This is a genomic window from Exiguobacterium sp. s95, from assembly GCF_018618655.1.
GTDB lineage: Bacteria > Bacillota > Bacilli > Exiguobacteriales > Exiguobacteriaceae > Exiguobacterium_A > Exiguobacterium_A oxidotolerans.
Window position 1 is genome coordinate 183,265 of record NZ_JACSMM010000004.1, and the last position, 19,175, is coordinate 202,439.

At 47.7% G+C, this 19,175-nt stretch carries 24 protein-coding genes, 10 tRNA genes, 1 rRNA gene and 1 riboswitch; of the genes, 28 read left to right on the plus strand and 7 right to left on the minus strand.

The window, feature by feature from the left end; all coding sequences use genetic code 11:
* Positions 1-42 precede the first annotated feature (42 nt).
* Positions 43-504: a hypothetical protein gene (locus KNP99_RS09635; RefSeq protein ID WP_088838083.1), complete on the plus strand. Its 462-nt coding sequence runs from the start codon at positions 43-45 to the stop codon at positions 502-504.
* A 57-nt stretch (positions 505-561) separates the two neighbouring features.
* Here the strand turns inward: KNP99_RS09635 and KNP99_RS09640 are convergent, their stop codons facing one another.
* Positions 562-1,374 carry an aldo/keto reductase gene (locus KNP99_RS09640; protein WP_088838082.1) on the minus strand — a complete coding sequence of 271 codons (813 nt, stop codon included), beginning with the start codon at positions 1,372-1,374 and terminating at the stop codon, positions 562-564.
* 158 nt (positions 1,375-1,532) lie between these two features.
* Between KNP99_RS09640 and KNP99_RS09645 the strand changes: the two genes are divergently transcribed.
* On the plus strand, positions 1,533-1,733 hold the full coding sequence (locus KNP99_RS09645) for a hypothetical protein (protein WP_088838080.1): 201 nt from the start codon (positions 1,533-1,535) through the stop codon (positions 1,731-1,733).
* 42 nt (positions 1,734-1,775) lie between these two features.
* On the opposite strand, the gene KNP99_RS09650 is transcribed toward KNP99_RS09645, so the two are convergent.
* A complete protein-coding gene (locus KNP99_RS09650) occupies positions 1,776-3,083 on the minus strand; it encodes a Na+/H+ antiporter NhaC family protein (RefSeq protein ID WP_214771674.1) in 1,308 nt (435 codons plus the stop codon).
* Between the two features lie 80 nt (positions 3,084-3,163).
* Positions 3,164-3,267: riboswitch (SAM riboswitch) on the minus strand.
* Between the two features lie 79 nt (positions 3,268-3,346).
* The gene (locus tag KNP99_RS09655; RefSeq protein WP_088838076.1) at positions 3,347-4,315 is read right to left on the minus strand and encodes a metal ABC transporter solute-binding protein, Zn/Mn family; all 969 of its coding nucleotides are present in this window, start codon (positions 4,313-4,315) and stop codon (positions 3,347-3,349) included.
* A 169-nt stretch (positions 4,316-4,484) separates the two neighbouring features.
* On the opposite strand from KNP99_RS09655, the gene KNP99_RS09660 reads away from it, so the two are divergent.
* Positions 4,485-5,444, plus strand: a complete 960-nt coding sequence (locus KNP99_RS09660) for an alpha/beta hydrolase fold domain-containing protein (RefSeq protein WP_214766429.1) — start codon at positions 4,485-4,487, stop codon at positions 5,442-5,444.
* Between the two features lie 46 nt (positions 5,445-5,490).
* Positions 5,491-6,066, plus strand: a complete 576-nt coding sequence (locus tag KNP99_RS09665; RefSeq protein ID WP_214805260.1) for a histidine phosphatase family protein — start codon at positions 5,491-5,493, stop codon at positions 6,064-6,066.
* Positions 6,067-6,069: 3 nt separating this feature from the next.
* On the opposite strand, the gene KNP99_RS09670 is transcribed toward KNP99_RS09665, so the two are convergent.
* Entirely contained in the window at positions 6,070-6,561 is a 492-nt protein-coding gene (locus KNP99_RS09670; protein ID WP_088838072.1) for a YwpF family protein, read from the minus strand.
* Between the two features lie 143 nt (positions 6,562-6,704).
* Between KNP99_RS09670 and KNP99_RS09675 the strand changes: the two genes are divergently transcribed.
* A complete protein-coding gene (locus tag KNP99_RS09675; protein ID WP_088838070.1) occupies positions 6,705-7,034 on the plus strand; it encodes a hypothetical protein in 330 nt (109 codons plus the stop codon).
* A gap of 100 nt (positions 7,035-7,134) precedes the next feature.
* Here KNP99_RS09675 and KNP99_RS09680 read toward each other — a convergent pair whose 3' ends face one another.
* Positions 7,135-8,586 (minus strand): nicotinate phosphoribosyltransferase, encoded by a 1,452-nt coding sequence (locus KNP99_RS09680; protein ID WP_088838068.1) that lies wholly within the window; start codon positions 8,584-8,586, stop codon positions 7,135-7,137.
* Positions 8,587-8,602: 16 nt separating this feature from the next.
* Positions 8,603-9,136, minus strand: a complete 534-nt coding sequence (locus KNP99_RS09685; RefSeq protein WP_029331926.1) for a cysteine hydrolase family protein — start codon at positions 9,134-9,136, stop codon at positions 8,603-8,605.
* A gap of 164 nt (positions 9,137-9,300) precedes the next feature.
* On the opposite strand from KNP99_RS09685, the gene KNP99_RS09690 reads away from it, so the two are divergent.
* The 3 genes from KNP99_RS09690 to KNP99_RS09700 are packed head-to-tail and all read left to right on the plus strand — an operon-like array spanning position 9,301 to position 10,350.
* On the plus strand, positions 9,301-9,576 hold the full coding sequence (locus tag KNP99_RS09690) for a 4a-hydroxytetrahydrobiopterin dehydratase (RefSeq protein WP_029331924.1): 276 nt from the start codon (positions 9,301-9,303) through the stop codon (positions 9,574-9,576).
* A complete protein-coding gene (locus tag KNP99_RS09695) occupies positions 9,566-10,063 on the plus strand; it encodes a hypothetical protein (RefSeq protein ID WP_214766433.1) in 498 nt (165 codons plus the stop codon). Before KNP99_RS09690 ends, KNP99_RS09695 begins: the two co-directional genes overlap by 11 nt.
* A gap of 23 nt (positions 10,064-10,086) precedes the next feature.
* Positions 10,087-10,350 (plus strand): hypothetical protein, encoded by a 264-nt coding sequence (locus KNP99_RS09700; protein ID WP_088838065.1) that lies wholly within the window; start codon positions 10,087-10,089, stop codon positions 10,348-10,350.
* Positions 10,351-10,418: 68 nt separating this feature from the next.
* Here KNP99_RS09700 and KNP99_RS09705 read toward each other — a convergent pair whose 3' ends face one another.
* Positions 10,419-11,165: a rhomboid family intramembrane serine protease gene (locus tag KNP99_RS09705; RefSeq protein WP_214771671.1), complete on the minus strand. Its 747-nt coding sequence runs from the start codon at positions 11,163-11,165 to the stop codon at positions 10,419-10,421.
* A 68-nt stretch (positions 11,166-11,233) separates the two neighbouring features.
* Between KNP99_RS09705 and acpS the strand changes: the two genes are divergently transcribed.
* The 20 genes from acpS to KNP99_RS09805 all read left to right on the plus strand — a co-directional run.
* Complete coding sequence (acpS, locus tag KNP99_RS09710) at positions 11,234-11,614, plus strand: holo-ACP synthase (RefSeq protein WP_088838061.1); 381 nt, start codon at positions 11,234-11,236, stop codon at positions 11,612-11,614.
* Positions 11,592-12,668 carry an alanine racemase gene (gene alr / locus KNP99_RS09715; RefSeq protein ID WP_214766435.1) on the plus strand — a complete coding sequence of 359 codons (1,077 nt, stop codon included), beginning with the start codon at positions 11,592-11,594 and terminating at the stop codon, positions 12,666-12,668. The genes acpS and alr overlap by 23 nt, the downstream gene beginning before the upstream one ends.
* A 139-nt stretch (positions 12,669-12,807) precedes the next feature.
* Positions 12,808-13,032 carry a hypothetical protein gene (locus KNP99_RS09720; protein ID WP_012371670.1) on the plus strand — a complete coding sequence of 75 codons (225 nt, stop codon included), beginning with the start codon at positions 12,808-12,810 and terminating at the stop codon, positions 13,030-13,032.
* Positions 13,033-13,035: 3 nt separating this feature from the next.
* Positions 13,036-13,386 (plus strand): type II toxin-antitoxin system PemK/MazF family toxin, encoded by a 351-nt coding sequence (locus KNP99_RS09725; RefSeq protein ID WP_029331914.1) that lies wholly within the window; start codon positions 13,036-13,038, stop codon positions 13,384-13,386.
* A gap of 199 nt (positions 13,387-13,585) precedes the next feature.
* On the plus strand, positions 13,586-13,912 hold the full coding sequence (locus tag KNP99_RS09730; RefSeq protein ID WP_088838058.1) for an STAS domain-containing protein: 327 nt from the start codon (positions 13,586-13,588) through the stop codon (positions 13,910-13,912).
* A complete protein-coding gene (rsbW, locus tag KNP99_RS09735) occupies positions 13,909-14,391 on the plus strand; it encodes an anti-sigma B factor RsbW (RefSeq protein ID WP_029331912.1) in 483 nt (160 codons plus the stop codon). Before KNP99_RS09730 ends, rsbW begins: the two co-directional genes overlap by 4 nt.
* Positions 14,357-15,154, plus strand: a complete 798-nt coding sequence (gene sigB / locus KNP99_RS09740) for an RNA polymerase sigma factor SigB (protein ID WP_012371666.1) — start codon at positions 14,357-14,359, stop codon at positions 15,152-15,154. Before rsbW ends, sigB begins: the two co-directional genes overlap by 35 nt.
* Before the next feature lie 63 nt (positions 15,155-15,217).
* Complete coding sequence (locus tag KNP99_RS09745; protein WP_215193197.1) at positions 15,218-17,338, plus strand: Tex family protein; 2,121 nt, start codon at positions 15,218-15,220, stop codon at positions 17,336-17,338.
* On the plus strand, positions 17,335-17,775 hold the full coding sequence (locus KNP99_RS09750) for a SprT family protein (protein ID WP_088838056.1): 441 nt from the start codon (positions 17,335-17,337) through the stop codon (positions 17,773-17,775). The genes KNP99_RS09745 and KNP99_RS09750 overlap by 4 nt, the downstream gene beginning before the upstream one ends.
* Before the next feature lie 149 nt (positions 17,776-17,924).
* A tRNA-Asn gene (locus KNP99_RS09755) sits at positions 17,925-17,999 on the plus strand.
* 9 nt (positions 18,000-18,008) lie between these two features.
* Positions 18,009-18,100 (plus strand) — tRNA-Ser (locus tag KNP99_RS09760).
* 49 nt (positions 18,101-18,149) lie between these two features.
* Positions 18,150-18,224: transfer RNA gene (locus KNP99_RS09765), tRNA-Glu, on the plus strand.
* A gap of 4 nt (positions 18,225-18,228) precedes the next feature.
* Positions 18,229-18,304: transfer RNA gene (locus KNP99_RS09770), tRNA-Val, on the plus strand.
* Positions 18,305-18,337: 33 nt separating this feature from the next.
* Positions 18,338-18,413: transfer RNA gene (locus KNP99_RS09775), tRNA-Asp, on the plus strand.
* A 4-nt stretch (positions 18,414-18,417) separates the two neighbouring features.
* A tRNA-Gln gene (locus KNP99_RS09780) sits at positions 18,418-18,489 on the plus strand.
* Positions 18,490-18,496: 7 nt separating this feature from the next.
* Positions 18,497-18,572, plus strand: a tRNA-Lys gene (locus tag KNP99_RS09785).
* 17 nt (positions 18,573-18,589) lie between these two features.
* Positions 18,590-18,675 (plus strand) — tRNA-Leu (locus KNP99_RS09790).
* Between the two features lie 4 nt (positions 18,676-18,679).
* Positions 18,680-18,756 (plus strand) — tRNA-Arg (locus KNP99_RS09795).
* A 19-nt stretch (positions 18,757-18,775) separates the two neighbouring features.
* Positions 18,776-18,852 (plus strand) — tRNA-Ile (locus KNP99_RS09800).
* 134 nt (positions 18,853-18,986) lie between these two features.
* A 16S ribosomal RNA gene (locus KNP99_RS09805) occupies positions 18,987-19,175 on the plus strand; the annotation flags it as partial.

A 19,175-nucleotide genomic window follows, 5' to 3' on the forward strand; every position in this document is an offset into this window, starting at 1 on the left:
AATGGGAATAGCTATTAAAGAAACGAAGAAAGGAGAGGGAGGATGGAAAACGTACATTACGTTCGTGTCGCGGATGCCGTTTGGGATTCGTTTGGTGACGACCCGCATATCATCATGGACTGGATTCTTTTTATCCATGAGACGCAGCCGGATTATGAACAGCTATTTGCTCTGGAAGACACGGCAGCCCTCTATCACTTGATGAATCAAATCGATATCTATATCGATCAAGAGACCCATTACAACTTAGGTCGAGCGATTGTCGGTGAAGAGTTGATTGTCAACGAAACACAAGCAGCAATTGTCGGGATTCTCCCTCTTCCGTTAATCATCATCTCAGCAGAAGTCATGCGAAATTTTGATCGTCGGTCACTTGAGACGATTTATGATGAAGCGGGGCAACATGGAGAATTCGACGACGTGTGGGAACAGTTTGCTGATTTACGCGCATACTTCAGCAAGGCTGAAACGACAGAAGAGACGATTCTTATTTATTACGCTTAAAAAAAGACTGCTACGGGATAGGTCCCGTCAGCAGTCTTTCGTGTATCGGTCAGTGGATTAAAAGTCAATTTCGTCAGGGTCCGGTCCGAGGCGGACTTCTGTCGCGAGACGATCGATTTGTTCGAGGTCGTCTGCATCGAGTTGGAAATCAAACACATCGAAGTTTTCAGCAATCCGTTCTGGTGTGACTGATTTCGGAAGCGCAACGATTCCGTTATCGAGGTGCCAACGTAGAACGACTTGTGATGGGCTCTTACCATGTTTTTCAGCAATCTCTTTGAAATCATTGATTTCAAGGAACTTACCTTGCATGAGTGGGCTCCATGCTTCGACTTGAATGCTGTGATCTTGCAAGTATTCATGCAATTCATGCTGTGGAAGTTGTGGGTGAAGCTCGACTTGGTTGATCATCGGCGTCATGAGTCCTTCTTCAGCAAGCGTATCGAGATGATGTTCTTTAAAGTTCGAAACACCAATTGCTTTAATTTTACCCGCTTCGTACAGCTCGACCATGGCTTTCCATGCTTCGACATAACCTTCGACAGGCCAGTGAATGAGGTAGAGGTCGAGATAATCTGTTTCTAGTCGCTCAAGTGACTCAGCGAAAGCCTCTTTCGTCCGTCCGGCACGAATGTCATCGTTCCAAACTTTAGACGTCAAGAAGAGTTCTTCACGTTTCACGCCGCTTTCTTTGATTCCTTTTGCGACACCACGTTCGTTTTTGTAGACGGCAGCCGTATCGATATGACGGTAACCGACGCGAAGTGCTTCTGCGACGGCAGCCGGTGCTTCCGTCTCTTCATCGACTTGCCAGACACCGAACCCAATCTGTGGAATCGTGATACCATTTGAAAGTTTTGCGTATTGCATGTATATACTCCTCCTTCAATGAAACTAGAATATGGATTTGCCTGTTCAGTTTAGCATGAACTTAGCGGAACATCTGTTTTGATGCTCATAAGCAGGGAATATAGACTGGGAAAGAGAAGAAAGTCTACTGATGCATAAACGAAGAGAGGTGTAATATCATGGTGAAATCGATTAAAAAAGTACCAAAAGGAGTCTGGACAAGCATCGCAGCACTATTAGGTGCTCAAGCCACGTTCCTCTTCCTTGGTGCCCGCAAGACAGGACGCAACCCATGGGTATGGGGTGGAGCAGGACTTGTTCAATTTCCGCTTCCGGCGATTGCCTATTTCATTTTGAATCGTCAAGAAAAACAGAAATAAAGTGAACCCCCGTCGCAGACGAAGCGACGGGGGTTGTTTGTTTTACGACATGTTGTTTTTCTGTGCGGCATCGCTCTTCCGGCGTGGGAAGCCGAAGAAGATTGCCAGTGATCCACAAACGAACAGTAAAAATGGATAGAACAAATAAGGAATCAGTTCGGGTGACGCCGTTTTCGTCAATTCAGCGGCAATCAAAAGTTGCGCTCCGTACGGGATGATTCCTTGAACACCACAGGAAAAGAGGTCGAGGATACTGGCTGACTTCTTCCGGTCGATGTCATACGTATCCGCGATTTCAGCAGCGAGCGGACCGGCGACAAGAATCGAAATCGTATTATTTGCTGTTGCGAGATTCGTTGCACTGACGAGGGCAGCCATACTGAACTCAGCTCCCCGGCGTTTCGAAATCTTTCGTGTCAGCGTTTCTTTGAGATAAGCAATTCCACCGTTATAGGTGATCAGGCTGACGAGTCCACCCATCAGCAACGTCAAGATTGAGATTTCTGCCATCCCCATCAATCCGTCAGACATCGCGAGGACAAATCCACTTACTCCGAAACTACCGTCGATCATTCCGATGATGCCTGTCAATAACGTCCCGCCGAGTAAGACGAGAATGACGTTGACACCAAAGAGTGCGAGCGCGATGACGGAAAGATACGGAATCAGCTTATAAAATTCAAATGCTTTCGCTTCGACGACATCTCCGGAACCTGACACGAAAGCGAGTAAGATGACAGTGATGACGGCAGCAGGCAAGACGATTAAAAAGTTCGTTCTGAATTTATCACGCATGTTCGTTTTTTGTGTCCGGACAGCGGCGATTGTCGTATCTGAGATAAACGATAAGTTATCACCGAACATTGCTCCACCGACGACGGCAGCAGCGGCGAGTGCGACATTGACACCCGTCGCGTCATGAATCCCGAGTGCGATCGGTGCAAGGGCAGCGATTGTGCCGGTCGAAGTTCCCATCGCCATCGAGATGAAAGCGGCAATGATGAACAATCCACTCATTAAAAGAGACTGGGGTAGGAAACTGAGTGCAGCGTTGACGGTCGCATCAATGGCTCCGATTGCATTCGCTGTTCCAGAAAATGTGCCAGCGAGTAAAAAGATGAAGACCATGATCATGATGTCCGGATTTCCGGCACCGCGGGCAATCCGCTCGACGGTCTGGTTGATGTCTCCCTTAGATGTCGCAGCAGCAAAAATCAAGGCGATTAAAGCTGCAATCAAGATGGGGAATTTGTAAAAGTCGTTATAGAAGATTCCTGCACCGATGAATAATACAAGGAAAACGAACAAGGGGAACAACGCCCATTTGTTCGGCGTAACCGTTTCGTTCATGTGAATCACTCCATTTCTTCAGCATACAAAAAAAGACCCCTTCGCAAGAAAGAAGGAGGTCTTTACTGAAAAAGACGCTCTTCTTATCTCTCAAGCCATAGCTTGCTGGATTTGGCACAGTACGAATCAATCGTCCGCTGCCGAAACATCATTGGGCCAGTCCCTCCGTTTCTCGCGATAAAAAGAAGTCATTTAGTTGTTTAGTCGTTGTTTAAAACACGTTTATTACCCTAACGTATCTTTTAATGCTTGTCAACTGTACCTTACTGCAGTGCTTGTTTGAGCGTCGTCACGTTTTCGTTCATCAAATCAAAGTACGATTGATCTTGTTGATCTTTTGCGACGGACTCGAGGTTATGAATCGTAATCGATTCGGCACCGATTTCTTTTTGGATGACACGGGCGACCTTTGGCGACACCGTCTCTTCGAAGGCGATATAGTTTAAGTCATGCATCTCTGCTTCCTTGACGATGGCAGCCAGCTGTTTTTGGGACGGTTCGTCAGACGGTGAAATACCGGCAATCGGCAGTTGCGTGAAACCGTAACGTTCCGCCAAGTACCCGTATGCGGCATGCGTGACGAGAAGCTCCTTTTTCGAACCGGAGTCAACAGCTTTTTGTAAATTTTGGTCGAGTTCATCTGCTTGTTTGTTAAAGAGTGCGAGGTTTTTATCAAACGTTTCCTTCCGGTCAGGTGCTTCCTTTGCTAACGCGGTCGTAATCGAGTCAGCCATTTTCTTGGCGTTGTTCGGGTCGAGCCAAACATGCGGATCGTATTGTCCATGATCGTGCGACTCTTCTTCAGCCTCGTGATCATCATGGTCATCGTGTGCGTCTTCTTCGTGCGTATGAAGCGAAGCGGAAGCTTCGAGTAAGTCGATATTTTTACTTGTCTCGACAAAACGAATGGAATTACCGGCTAAACTTTCCTTAATCTTTTCAGAGTACGGCTCAAGGGTTGTGCCGGTAAGTAAAAATAGATCGCCTTTCGCAATCGTCGTCAGTTGCTTCGGAGTCGGCTCATACGAATGCGGGTCGGCGCCAGGGGGAACGATTAATTCGACCTGGACGTCCTTTCCGCCGATTTCTTTGGCGATGGCTGCCGTGGCGAACGTCGACGTATAAATTTGCAATTTACCGTCTTCGTCTGAATTTGAAGTCGATGAGCCGCATGCGGCGAGCAGACTGGCAGTTACTGTCGCGATGGTTAACGCTGGAATGATTTTTTTCATATATGAACCCTCCAAGATAATTAAAACGTAATTGTTCCGATTTGGACTTTCTAACTATATCCGACGGAAATTAAAGCGTCAAGTCGGAATGTTGTGAAGTTCTAGTTCAAAATAAATCGGGTAAGAGAAGAGTAGAAGTGAAATCGGAATGAGCCTTGGAGGTGATGAGGTGAAACGTGAAACAGCATGGTTGATGGGTGGCGCCGCTATTTTGACGACGGCTGCTGCTGGTGCGAGTATTTGGAATAATTATGGAGCCTTACTCAGATGGACGGAGCCGGTCTTGCCGCTTACCGAAAAGCAATTAGCACCACGAAATCTTTTATACAAGACGGTCAATCAGCAGGACTTGACGTTAGATATTTATTATCCGCCGGGAGAAGGGCCGTTTCCGGTCGCGATTTATGCTCATGGCGGCGCATTCGTTCGTGGAAACCGTGATGATGTGTTTAGTTTTGCTCCAATCATCGACCGGTTTTTAGAACTCGGGATTGCCGTTTGCAGCATCGACTATCGTTTATTTGAGGATGGCAGCTACTTTCCGGACAACCTGGAAGATGTTCGAGATGCCTTATGTTTTTTAAATCAACAAGCGGATGAATTACGCATCGCGCGCGGTCGGATGCTTTTATGGGGTGATTCAGCAGGTGGAGCCCTAATGTTGACGACGGCGCTTGCTCCGACTGAATTTATCGGCGAACAGGCGGAGGCGCATCTTCCTTTAATCAATGGAGTCATCGCCTTGTATCCGCCGACGAATTTTCTGTTGTTTAAATTCATTCAAACCTGGATTGCCCATATCAAGTTTTATGGGGGTGGACGGGAAGAATGGCGACAGTTGATGATGCGTGTCTCCCCGGCGACACATTTAAGTTCCGACTCGCCGCCGATCATGTTGCTGCACGGAAAAAAGGATCCGATTGTCCCGTTTGCTCAAGCACTCCACTTTGTTGAGAAGGGGGCGGATGTCGGGGCGGATGTTCGATTATTCTCTTTCCCGAATGGTACACATTCGCTGGCGAGCTTTGCCCAAACTGAAAATCCACTCAAAATTGAACGTTTGCTCGAACGAATCGAAGCCTTCAGTTGTCAAGTGCTTGTCTTACCGAAACGAGAGGCGCTTCATTAGGAAACATGATACAATCAGTCATATTTCTTTAGAAGGAGACTGCAATATGACGGAAATTTGTTTAGTACGACACGGTCAAACGGACTGGAACTTAAACGAGCGGATTCAAGGACGTGAAGATATACCGCTTAACGAGACCGGTAGAAAACAGGCGGCTCTCAGTGCTGCCTACCTGGCAGAAGAACAGTGGGACGTCTTGATTTCAAGTCCGCTATCGCGAGCTGTCGAAACTGCTGAAATCATTGGTCGATCGATCGGTCTAAGCTTGACGGAAACGGATGAACGGCTTGTCGAGCGCGAATTTGGAACGGCTTCCGGTGAACCGGTCGCCGGAATTTACGAAGCAGTGCAGGCAAATGATGCAGAGCGCGTCCCGGGGCTTGAAACGGAAGCGGAAATTCAACAGCGTGTCTTCAGTGCGGTTGAAGAACTGACAGAAAAATATCGAGGAAAACGCCTCTTAGTCGTCTGCCATTCGCATACGATTAAAGCGGCACTCTCCTCGATTGATGAGACATTCAGTTACCGGACGCCGTTAAAAAATGCATGTGCGAATTACATTCGTTTTTCCGACCGTTATGAGATTGAACGGATTAATGTAGCGGACCATATCACAATTTGAACATCAACCTTCGACGGTTGCCGGATGTTCTTGTAAGTACTGTTTAAACGTTTCTTTCGCGATGCTCGTGATATGAGCACCACGTTTAGAGCGTCGGTCTTTATATTCTTGAATCAGCTCTTCGCCAGTAAAGTTGTCTTCGACGACTTCACGCAAAATCGATTCGGATAAATCATTTTTCATCATGACCATCTTACCGGTAAAGAGATAAGAGACGCCTTCGCTCAATTGCGTACTTTCATAAGGCGTGACGATCATGGCGGCGGGGTCATTGTCCGGCCGTGAAATCGTGATTTCAATCAAAGCGCGCAGCTTTTTCTCGAACAGTTCTTTCAAAATCGGTTGATCGGTGTCGGTGACGACGATTTCAGCGACCCACTGGGCGGTTTGGTCGGTACTCACCGTCAGCCCATCTTTAATCTGAACGGGGATTGTCGTATCTCGCCCTGATTCATCCATGAGAATACGTAATGTACACAATTTAAAGGTTTTCAAAAAGAACTCCTCCTTTTGTTGTTCGTACGTGATTTTCTTCAGTATAACGTGAGTCTGTCGCCTGCGCGAAACTTTTCGTAACGTCTTCGAGTCGAACTATGTTTAAATGGAACTAGAAATCAGAAACAGGAGGACCGTTTATTATGCCGCAAGCACTTATAGGAATATTAGGAATCGTGGGGATTATCTTACTTGCCCATCACATCATCATGTATTGGCATGCTGAGCCAAAAGATCGCCCGACGCTTGCGTACCGCATAGCGCTCCTGATCGCCTGTTTGCTTCTTATCAGTGGAAGTGATCATTTAATTAGTATCTTTTACGCCGATTCTCTTGCTGAGTTCGGTCAACGGATTACCTATATCGTCTTCATCGGAGGTGCGCTTGGTTTTGCGTGGTACTTTCGTCAACAAATGGAACAAGCGACAGCCAAAATGACTGCTCACCCAAACGAAACAGCCCACTTCAGTTGAAGGGGCTGTTTTTAGCGTATAGAAAAATGAGAGGGAGATGAAAAGGTAGCCTTTCAAGACGTCCGTCAAGAAGCTTGATTCTTGAGGCTGCTTGATTTTGTTATTTTACACCACTTGCGAGGCGTGTTTTCCGAATCATGTCGAGTTTCAGTTTCCAGAGACGGTCGCTGAACGTGACGGCATAGATTTCAGGTAGACGTAGACGTTTGTACTCTTCCCACAGGCGTCCGATTTGCTGTTCGTGGAACTGACGACTTTCTTCAATCGTCGGAACGGTATACACGAGTTCACCGTCCTTAAAGATCGGTGCAAGTAACCGTTCAACCTTAAAGTTTTCAATCCGGTTCCGGAACGACGGGTCGCGGACGTCAATCAAATCGACGAAGTCGAGTTGACTCGGATCTTCATCGAGTAACGTGATGTAGTCGCCTTTGAACTTGTTCGTTTCCGGGTCGACGATGCGGTACGCCTCCTTGATATGCGGTGTCGTCGTCTTCGCTTTTGAAGACGAAACTTTGATGACGGGTGCAAGTTCGCCGTCAATTTCGCGGGCGACGAGTTTATAGACCATGCCGAGCGCCGGTTGTTCGTACGCCGTGATGCCGCGTGTTCCGACGAGGAAGGTGTTTGCCTGTGCCCCTTGGATGCGAAGGTCTTGAATGACATATTCGTCTAAATCACCAGACAGGACAATTTCGACGTCGAGTAAGCCAGCTTCATCAAGCATCTTCCGGGCGCGTTTTGATAGGTAGGATAAGTCGCCGGAATCGATTCGAATCCCGCGTAACTTATGTCCGTCTGCTGCGAGTTCTTTTGCGACCGTGATCGCGTTCGGGAGTCCGCTTTTAAGCGTATCGTACGTATCGACGAGCAGTGTCGCCTGATCCGGATAATGCGATGCGAACGTCCGGAAAGCCGTCAACTCATCATCATGAAACTGGATATCTGCATGCTCCATCGTTCCACCACATGGGATACCAAAGTCGCGGCCGGCCGACGCGAGGCTTGTCACGTCGAACCCGGCTAAATAAGAGGCACGTGTTCCGAAGTAAGCAGCATCGATTCCTTGGGCGCGGCGTGAACCGGCTTCGAGGAATTTCGCGCCTGGTGCCGACTGCCGAATCCGTGCGTATTTTGTCGCAATCAACGATTCGTGATTGGCGATGTTCAAGATGGCCGTTTGCAGTAACTTCGCCTCAAAAATCCGTGCTTCAATCCGGACTAATGGTTCGTTCGGGAAGACGATTTCGCCTTCTTTGACACTCGAGAGGGAGCCATTGAATTTAAAGTTACGTAACTCATCCTTGAATTCATCCGGGAACCCGATCATCGTTTGAAGATACGTAATGTCTTCTTCTGTGAAGTGGAGTGTCTGGATATATTCGATGATATTTTCAAGACCGGCGAAGACGACATAACCACCTTCGAATGGATTGCTGCGGTAATAGACGTCAAAAACAGCACGTTCATTATGGCGCCCTTCCTTCCAGTAGATATACATCCATCTCGGAAGATAGAGGTCAGTATGAAGTGCAAGATTACGTTGTAACATGAAGACAGATCCCTTCTTATTCGCCGACGACTTCTGCGCCGATCGATTGTTTAAAGTGTGTGAGTGCCCAGTCGTGGCCGGCCGCATTGAAGCTGGCGACGGCGTCAGCATGGACGACGATTTTATAGCCGAGATTGTACGCGTCGACAGCAGTGTGCAAGATGCAGATATCTGTACAAACGCCGACGAGGTGAACTTCTGTGATATGCCGTTCACGAAGACGTAAATCTAGGTCCGTCCCAGCAAAGGCGCTATAGCGCGTCTTGTCGATGACATGATCCGCAACACGTGCCATCTCTGCGACCTGTCCGAATAAGTCCCGTCCGTGTGTTCCCCGAATATTATGAGGCGGGAAGAGGACGGTTTCCGGATGGAATGTGTCGCCTTCTTCATGAAGGTCGTTTGCAATGACGACATAATCGTTCGTCGAAAATTCATCCATGAGCGATGCGATGCGTCCTTCGATGAGTTGACCCGGTTTACCGCAAGTCAGCTTACCTTCATCGGCGACGAAATCAAACGTATAATCAATAACGATAAGAGCGCGCATGAGCGATAGCCCCTTTCCTGAATGGGATATAGTGTTCTCTTTCACATTGTACTCTATCTCACTTCGAAGGCAAAAGGAAGAAATCGAACGAGTAGAGGTATAAGAAGTAAGGAAAGTAGGGTATAAGGTATAGGACGAAAACGATAGTAGAGGAGGAGAATGGAATGGAACGGTTGAATGAGTATGAGGTAGAAGAACGTTTAGAAGGTCTGAATGACTGGAGCGTCGTCGATGACGAAATCGTACGCATCTACACATTGGATTCTTTTCCGGCGGCACTTGATTTTGTTCAAGAGGTCGGTTCTTTAGCAGAACACTTGAATCATCACCCGCGGATCATGATTGATTATAAACAGGTGACGCTCGCCGTGACGACACATGATGCCGGCGGGTTGACTGGGAAAGACTTCGAACTCGCGGAGGCCTGTGATGCCATCTAAACTATTCATTACATTCGGTAGCGGTAACTTTGTCGACCAAATTCGCTCGCGTGATGCTCAAATTCGGGCAGCGGGTGGAAGCGGAGAAGCATTACTCTGGATTGAAACGGACGGAAAGTCACCGTTTCAAAGCGGGAACAGCTATACACTCCTCGAAACGCGTGGTAATTTTGATGAGAAGGGGACGATTTTTTACTGGTCGATTCCGGCAGATCAAAATAGCGGCGATCTTTTCATCCATCAGGTCATGTCGGACCCGAAAGTACTCGGGGCAGAATATGGCAGTTTTCAAGCCTTACGGATTGCCCGCGTCGAACGGGCGACAGATCTCGTGTTATTGATTCAATTCAAGGACGAAGGAGATGCGTCACGTTACGCAAAATCAGTTGAACGCTTGACGGTTGATCAGTATGCTGAAGAGGCAGGGAAGTCGTTTGCGCCTTCTCCAATTATGAAACGTTATCAACTTGTACCACCATTACATTAAAATGACACAGGGGGAAGAACCAGATGAAAAAGAATTATTTTGTACTCGCAACAGTAGGTGGCGCACTAATCGGAGCAACACTCTCATTACTTCATAAAGATACGCGCCAAGCACAAATCGAAGCGACGAAGCGTGCGTTTGGCGGAGCCGGCACACAACTTTCGGCAGTCAAACAAGATCCAAAAGGACGTTTTGAAGAAATTCGTGCCCTCTACACAGATAATCAAGAAACCATCCATAATCTGATTGACGATGTGAAGGATCTTGCGGAATCTTTCCGGAAGTAAGAATAAGAAAAAAGCGCCGAGTCTGTTTTCCGTAGTACGGAATCAGACAAGGCGCTTTTTTTTGTAGATTAGATGAATCGCGCGAGTAGACCGAAAACGGCAAAGGCAACGATGACATAAAACACGATGCGTCCCGTTTGACCGGATCCTGTCGAGTGAACGACATGACCACCGAACGTCGCCCGTTGACCCGTATTAAACGGACGTGTGAACGGAACAGCGCTTTTTCCGAAGATGAATCCAGCTAGGAATCCGAGGAGGAAACCATACAAGTGACCGAAGACGGAAACGTTCGAGCCGATCAGTGTAAAGACGGCCGTGATGGCACTAAAGATGTAGACGAGTCGTGCATCTTCGACAGAAATGATCGTCCGACGAAAACGACCGAGATAAACGTAAAAGCCAAGCAAACCTAAGATGGCTCCAGATGCTCCCGCCTGTCCATAAAATAAGTTATCGCTCAACGTGACATACGTCAACACGTTAGCGAGCGTTCCTACAAGCAAGTAAAAGATGGCAAATTTCACATGCCCGATCATCCGCTCGAGCGCAGGAGCGAAAATAATCAACGCAAACGTATTAAAGGCAATGTGCCAAAAATCGTAGTGTAAAAATGTCGCCGTGACGACACGCCACCATTCGCCCTTCGCGATGAATAAATTAATCGCTGAACCATAACTGAGGGGAGAGAAACCAAAGCCGAGTAACTGATTCAACTGCTCGATGACAAACAGAGCGACTTGGATTAAAATGAACAACGAAACGACCGGATAAGAACGTGTGAACGTTTGTAGATTTTCCGTTCGACTAAACATGACAACACCTCGCTTCACTTTCATTCTATATGAAGTGGACGAAGAATAGAACTGTGGAGGCGTAGGGAATGATTTATGGTATCGGTCTTGACTTGATTGAATTAGAACGCGTTCGTCTGACACTCGAACGTCAACCCCGGATGCTGACACGTATTTTGACGGATCGTGAACAAGCGCGGTATGAAACATTGGCGAACGGACGCCGACTTGAATATCTCGCGGGACGGTTCGCTGCAAAAGAAGCGTTTGTCAAAGCACTCGGCACGGGGATTGGGCGAGAAGTGTCTTGGCGCGATCTTGAAGTACTAAATGAAACATCAGGTCGCCCTATCATGACGGGGCCGTTTGACGGTATGATTCATGTATCGATTACGCATTCGGATCATTATGCGGCAGCACAAGTCTTATTAGAAAAGAGGGATGGCGATGTACCGACCGACGTGGATTGAAATTGATCGTGCTGCGATTGCACACAATGTACGCGAGATAAAGGCAAGAATCGGCGACCAATCGATGATGGCCGTCGTCAAAGCGGATGGCTACGGGCACGGTGCGATCACTGTGGCAGAAATTGCATTGGAAAACGGGGCTGACTTACTTGGCGTCGCTCTTCTTGAAGAAGCAATCGAGCTGCGCGAAGCAGGTATCCAAGCACCGATTCTCATGCTCGAGACGTTATTGCCGGAGCATGTCTCCGTCGCTTCGAATTATGATGTGGCGGTTCCTGTATTTTCAGCCGAGTGGTTACGGCAAGCAAAACAACATCTGACGGAAATCGATTCGCTTCGGATTCATATTAAGGTCGATAGTGGGATGGGACGGCTCGGTCTGCAAACGATGCAAGAACTGGATGAACTTTTAATGGAGCTCGATTCTGATTTGCTTGAGCTCGAAGGAATTTATACACATTTCGCGACAGCGGACGAACTGTCGAGCCGTCTGTTCGAACAGCAACGGACGACGTTTCTCGGCTTCGTCGAACGCGTACCGCACGTGCGATATATCCATGCTGCGAATTCTGCTGCTGCGATTCGACTCGCAGGTCAGGATGACCCGTTTAATATCGTCCGCATCGGGATTGCCCTTTACGGCGCGATGCCGTCTGACGAGATGATTCCATATTATGATTTCCTTCAGCCGGCATTTTCGTTGAAGAGTCAGCTGATGCAAGTCAAGTGCGTCGAACCCGGACAGACGATCAGTTATGGGGCGACGTACACGGCACCGACGGACGAATGGATCGGGACCGTCCCGATCGGCTACGCCGATGGGTGGTCGCGACGTTTTCAAGGGTACTCACTCATCGTAGATGGTCAACCGTGTGAAATCGTCGGTCGTGTCTGTATGGACCGGTTAATGATTCGTTTACCGCAGGAATACCCTGTCGGCACAGAAGTGACGTTAATTGGAACGGGCGCGCCGATTGATGAAGCAGCCCACTGGTTAGGGACGATTAACTATGAAGTCCTTTGTCAATTTTCAAAACGTGTGCCGCGAAAATAAATTTAAAAAACCATCAATATGATGGCAAAAAAATGTTATTTCTTTGAATTTTGATTGTATTTTCTGAATTCGACTGATATATTGAAGTAGAAAGTGAGTCGTTCGTTAAGGTTTCAGTGAATCTGGAGGTGCCATTATCTTGGTCCAACAACGGGAAAAGCAGTTTGTTGAGCGAAATGTAGCGAAGGAGACGATTGGGATGAAGTCGAACCATACGACCGAAGAACGCAAGCGTCAGCTACGTGAGGAATTGAAGCGTGGTTACGAAGAAATGGCGGCAATCAATTTATCAATCGTTGGTGAAATGTTCCAGATTGAAACGGAGGCGGAGTTCTCGCTCCTACGTCAAGTAAGCGGGGTGTAAGCTTTGATAGTCAAACGTGGCGACGTGTTTTATGCAAATTTGTCACCTGTGGTCGGATCGGAACAAGGAGGAGTACGTCCTGTCCTTGTCCTACAAAATGATATTGGTAACCGATTCAGCCCTACTGTTATCGTGGCTGCGATCACGGCACAGATCGACAAAGCCAAACTACCGACCCATGTGGAAGTATATCGAGAGCGACACGGATTAGAACGTGATTCGGTCATCCTACTTGAGCAGGTCCGTACGATCGATAAGCGCCGTCTGACGGATAAGGTGACACACCTGGATCCTGAGACGATGATGAAAGTGAATAGTGCCGTTGCAATCAGCTTAGGCTTGATTGATTTTTAGGCACCTACATAGAAGCACGAGAAGAGTCGATACATTTGTATGCGACTTTTTTTGACTAAATTTTTAAAAATAGGTTTAGAAGTGTTTTAATGCGGGAAATATACTTAAGTGACTTTTTTTAAGGAGCCACTTTATTTACAATCAACTGATGAAACAGAGAGAAATCATATAGCATATTTCCTTGAGGAGGAACTTGAAGATGGATTTAACAATTAGAACAGAGCAACTAGATGGTCAGACGCATCTCTATATCGTAGGAGAGATTGATACGTATACGGCACCAAAACTTCGTCAAGAACTCGTTCCCGCTGTAGAAGCAAATGATGTCGTCGTTCACTTGGATGAAATTCATTACATGGATTCGACAGGTCTCGGTGTATTCGTCGGAGCGCTTAAAGCATCGAAGAAAAATGGTACATCGTTTACGCTTGTTGGTGTTTCAGAACGTATTCGTCGTCTTTTTGAAATTACAGGTCTTTCAAGCATCATTACAATCGACAGTGGTGTACGAGGTGGTACGCAATGAAAAACGAACAACTTGAAATGACACTACCTGCAAAACCTGAATACGTGGCAATCGCGCGTTTGACGGTTTCAGGTGTCGCAAACCGCATGGGCTATACGTATGATGATATCGAAGACATCAAAATTGCTGTTTCTGAAGCATGTGCGAATGCTGTTCAACATGCTTATGAAGACCAGCAAGACGGATCAATGGGCTTAACATGTAACGTTTACCCGGACGATCGTCTCGAAATCATCGTCAAAGACAACGGTGTGACATTTGATAAAGATAGCGTCAAACGCCAAAGTGAACCAATTACGGATTCGCACGATCTAGACTCACTGCATGAGGGGGGACTAGGGATCTTGATGATTGAGGCATTGATGGATCAAGTCACGATCGAAAAAGCAAACGGCGTCACTGTCCATATGACAAAATATATGAATAGAGATGAGGTGGGTCAAAGTGCCAGCAAAGTCTCAACAACGCCATCACAGTGATGACGAAGTCCTTCGACTGATTGATCTGTATCAACAAGATGACCAAGATGAAGAAGTCCATGCCGCGCTACTCGCCCGTTACTCGGATCTCGTCGAGGCGCTCGCCCGTAAATTCTCACGTGGCCGTCCGATTCATGATGATCTCGTTCAAGTCGGGATGATTGGATTGCTTGCCGCGCTTCGTCGTTTCGATAAAGAGTTTGGGCGAAGTTTCGAATCGTTCGCTGTCCCAACAATCATCGGGGAAATCAAGCGATTCATTCGCGATAAAACATGGAGCGTCCATGTTCCGCGTCGAATTAAAGAGCTAGGTCCGAAGATTAAGAAGGCTGTCGAAGAATTGACGACTGAACTACAACGTTCACCGCGAATCGACGAAATCGCTGCGCGTCTTGAAGTGTCAGAGGAGGAAGTGCTCGAAACACTCGAAATGGGTAAAAGCTATCAAGCGTTATCCGTTGATAGCTCGATTGAAGCGGATCAAGAGGGCAGCACGGTCACTTTACTTGATTTAGTCGGTAACCAGGAAAATGGTTATGACTCGGTCGACCAAAAGCTGATTCTTGAAAAAGCATTTGCTGTACTGACAGACCGTGAGCGTTCGATTCTTGAATGTGCGTATTACCGCAACATGAGCCAAAAAGAAACGGGAGAACTTCTCGGTATTTCGCAAATGCACGTTTCGCGTTTACAACGCCGGGCGTTGCAGAAATTACGAGAAGCGATCAAAGTAGAACCGAATGAAGTATTCTCGAAAGACTGATGCCATGGCGTCAGTCTTTTTTTCTGTCGATTCTTCGGTATAATGAGGGGGAGGTGAGGAAAAATGGAGAAGAGAATCGCAACAGAATTGAATTTACGACCCCAGCAAGTGAAAGCCGTCTTACAGTTGACGGAAGATGGAGGAACAATTCCATTCATCGCACGTTATCGTAAAGAGCAAACTGGTGAGCTCGACGAAGTCGAAATCAAGGCGATCCTCGATCGACATAAAAGCATCACGCAACTCGAAACTAAACGTGACGATGTCCTTCGGAAAATCGAAGAGCAGGGTGTGATGACCGAGGCATTGAATCAAGCGTTGCGTGAAGCGACGACGTTACAACAGATTGAAGACCTATACTTACCGTTCCGTCCGAAACGACGGACGAAAGCGGAAATTGCACGAGAGGCAGGGCTCGCGCCACTCGCAGAGTGGCTCCGTTCGCCGAAACCCTATGAAGAAGCGGGCTTCAAAAAATTGTTCGCAGGGCTTGAAGAAGCAGAGGCAGTCGCTGGTGCAGAAGCAATCATCGCGGAAGAGTGGGGCGAACAAGCAACTGTCCGCGATTACATTCGTCAAGTGACACACCGTGCTGCAGAAATCGTGACGAAACAAAAAAAGGATGCCGTCGATGAGAAAAAGGTCTTTGCCCAGTACTATGAGTACAACGAGCGGGTCCGCCAAATCGTACCGCACCGGATTTTAGCAATCAACCGAGCAGAAGCCTTGAAAATCGTGTCCGTGAAAGTCATGTTAGACGAGCAGCAAGTATTGCCATACTTACTTCGTCCTTTTAATCGGTTGCCCGAACAAAAGCGCCTGCTTGTTGAAGAAGCAGTCAAAACAGGATATAAAAAATCTGTTTTCCCGGCAATTGAGCGTGAAATCCGAAATGAATTGACGGAGAAGGCGGAGAATCAAGCGATTGAAGTCTTTGGTAAAAACTTGCGCCAACTCTATATGCAACCACCGATGAAAGGGAAAGTCATGTTAGGACTCGACCCGGCTTACCGGACAGGGTGTAAGTGGGCAGTCATTGATCCGACGGGTGAATTAAAAGAAGTCGGCGTTATTTACGTCACGATGTCTGAGCAAAAAGCGAAGGAAGCCCGTACTAAATTATCAGAACTGGTGAAGAAATATGGTGTCGAGCTGATAGCGATTGGCAACGGGACGGCATCCCGTGAAACCGAATCCTTTGTAGCAGACTGGATTAAAGGGCATACGGAAGTCGCTTTTACGATCGTCGACGAAGCGGGTGCAAGTATTTACTCGGCTTCAGAAATCGCACGGACGGAGTTCCCGGACCTCCAAGTCGAGCAACGTTCAGCGATCTCGATTGCCCGTCGTCTTCAAGATCCGTTAGCTGAACTTGTTAAAGTCGATCCTCAATCAGTCGGGGTCGGTCAGTACCAGCATGACGTGACACAAGTGAAATTAAAGGAGACACTCGACTTTGTCGTTGAGACCGTCGTTAACCAAGTCGGTGTCGATGTGAATACGGCGTCTGAGTCCCTGCTCGGGTATGTAGCGGGAATCACGAAGGCGACAGCGAAAAAAATCGTCGAACGACGTTCTGAACTCGGGGCATTTGCTTCACGGAAAGAACTGTTAAAAGTGCCGCGTCTCGGAGCGAAAGCATACGAGCAGGCAGCCGGTTTCCTTCGTATTCCTGAAGGGACGCATCCGCTGGACCGGACACCGATTCACCCGGAACAGTATAAAACCGTCGAACAACTGTTTAAGCAGCTTCAGTTAGCGCTGACGACCGTCGGGACGGAAGAACTCCGCACGAAGTTAGCGGAACTTCCAGTGAAGGATACGGCAGAACAACTCGAGATTGGTGAACCGACGCTCCGGGATATCATTGAAGCCTTGCAGCGTCCGGAGCGTGATCCGCGGGAGGCACTGGATAAACCGATTTTACGACAAGATGTGTTATCACTGGACATGATTCAAGTCGGGATGGAGTTCCAAGGGACCGTCCGGAACGTGCTCGACTTTGGAGCATTCGTCGACATCGGTGTAAAGGAAAGTGGACTCGTCCACATCTCGAAGTTAAGTAACCGACGCGTCAAACACCCGCTCGACGTAATCGCCGTCGGAGAAATCGTGACGGTCTGGGTGACGAGTGTCGAACCGGAACGTGGCAGAATCGGTTTAACGATGGTCAGTCCATCATGACGAACGAACAATTACAGCAATACGTCGAGCAGCTTTCGCTCGACGTGTTTGCTTTACCGTTTAGACACAAGGCCGTTTTTAATGAAAGACTACGCACGACAGGTGGCCGTTATTTTTTGACGGATCATCATCTTGACTTTAATCGACGCTATGTAACGGACGCCAAAACCTTTCGTGGCATCGTAGTTCATGAACTTTGTCACTATCATCTTCACCTCGCAGGACGGGGACATCGTCATCAAGATCAAGACTTTAAAGACTGGTTGATGAAGTATGGTGGCTTACGGTACAGTCCGCGATTAGACGGAGACGAAAAAAAATCGCATCAATACGAATGTCATAAATGCGGTACATTATATAGAAGGAAAAGAAAGATGAATCCGGAGAAGTACCGCTGTGGGAAGTGTCGTGGAAAGATTTTTTACAAAAGTAGTTGACGTTCATTTCGGAGCGTGATAAATTATAGAAGTCGTCAAAACGACAGCAACTAAACAACTTATCGTCACTAAAAACTTTTTTAAAAAAGCATTGACGGCAAGAAAGAAAGTTGCTACTATATAAAAGTGCTCCGAAACGAACACAACATTCCGCAATAGCTCAGTGGTAGAGCAACCGGCTGTTAACCGGTAGGTCGTAGGTTCAAATCCTACTTGCGGAGCCATTATCTTTTGGAGATGTACCCAAGTGGCTATAAGGGGCGCCCCTGCTAAGGGTGTAGGCCGGGAAACTGGTGCGAGGGTTCGAATCCCTCCATCTCCGCCAGACCTCTTATGTGAAAATGTTACTTGAGAATAATTATTGCATATTTTATGGCCCGTTGGTCAAGCGGTTAAGACACCGCCCTTTCACGGCGGTATCACGGGTTCGATTCCCGTACGGGTCACCATAATGGAGGATTAGCTCAGCTGGGAGAGCATCTGCCTTACAAGCAGAGGGTCGGCGGTTCGATCCCGTCATCCTCCACCATTTTCAATTTCATACTTAACGTAACAAAAATGTGGTCCTGTGGTGTAGCGGTTAACATGCCTGCCTGTCACGCAGGAGATCGCGGGTTCGAATCCCGTCAGGACCGCCATTTTTGGGCTGTGGCCAAGTGGTAAGGCACTGGATTTTGATTCCAGCATGCGAAGGTTCGATCCCTTCCAGCCCAGTTTTCTCGTGTCATTAGCTCAGTTGGTAGAGCATCTGACTTTTAATCAGAGGGTCGCAGGTTCGAATCCTGCATGACACACCATTTTAAATTTTAATATTGCGGTCGTGGCGGAATGGTAGACGCGCTAGGTTGAGGGCCTAGTGGTGGCAACACTGTGGAGGTTCAAGTCCTCTCGACCGCACCATATCGCACCCTTAGCTCAGCTGGATAGAGTACTTGACTACGAATCAAGGGGTCGGGAGTTCGAATCTCTCAGGGTGCACCATATTTTGTTTGCTTTTGACGGGCCTATAGCTCAGCTGGTTAGAGCGCACGCCTGATAAGCGTGAGGTCGGTGGTTCGAGTCCACTTAGGCCCACCATTTTCAAAACAAACGATGACGAACTTTGAAAACTGAACGATGAGGCAAAAAACGTATCTTCGGATACAAACAATGAATGAAGCGCAAGCTTCGTCAACGTGACTTTTAGTCACACAAACGAGCAAGTCAAACACTTTATGGAGAGTTTGATCCTGGCTCAGGACGAACGCTGGCGGCGTGCCTAATACATGCAAGTCGAGCGCAGGAAGCTCGCGGAACTCTTCGGAGGGAAGTGAGTGGAATGAGCGGCGGACGGGTGAGTAACACGTAAGGAACCTGCCTCAAGGATTGGGATAACTCCGAGAAATCGGAGCTAATACCGG